Below are 420 nucleotides of genomic sequence, written 5' to 3'. Positions count from 1 at the left end.
GACGCAGCGCAGGCAACCAGTGCGGATTTGGCAGGCAGCGCACGTCGAATACGAAATCCGCATCCGCAGGCAGTCCGTTCTTGTAGGCGAAGGATTCGAGCAGGATCGAAAGCCCGCCCTCGCCACCGCTGGCGATGTCGGTGGCGATCTTGCGGCGCAGCTGGTGGACATTGAGCTCGCTGCTGTCGATGACGACATCGGCCAACGCCGCCAGCGGTCGCATCAGCTCGCGCTCGCGGGCGATCGCCTCGGCCAGCGGCAGGCCGTTGCGCGAAACGGGATGCCGGCGCCGGGTCTCGTTGAAGCGCTTGATCAGCACTTCGTCGCGCGTGTCCAGGAACACCAGCCGGTAGCCGAAGCCGGCGCTGCCCAGCGCAGCCAGCGAACGCGGCAGGTCGGCAAGATCCTGAGGTCGGTTGC

1 protein-coding gene is annotated in these 420 nt (G+C 66.9%); it reads right to left on the bottom strand.

The window, feature by feature from the left end; translation table 11 throughout:
• The coding region (locus FLQ44_RS00970; protein WP_276607816.1) for an RNase adapter RapZ at positions 1-420 on the bottom strand (420 nt) is incomplete at both ends.

The organism is Vogesella mureinivorans, assembly GCF_007644035.1.
Classification (GTDB): domain Bacteria; phylum Pseudomonadota; class Gammaproteobacteria; order Burkholderiales; family Chromobacteriaceae; genus Vogesella; species Vogesella mureinivorans.
Note: the sequence above shows the minus strand (reverse complement) of the source record. Positions and strands in the feature narration are given on the sequence as shown.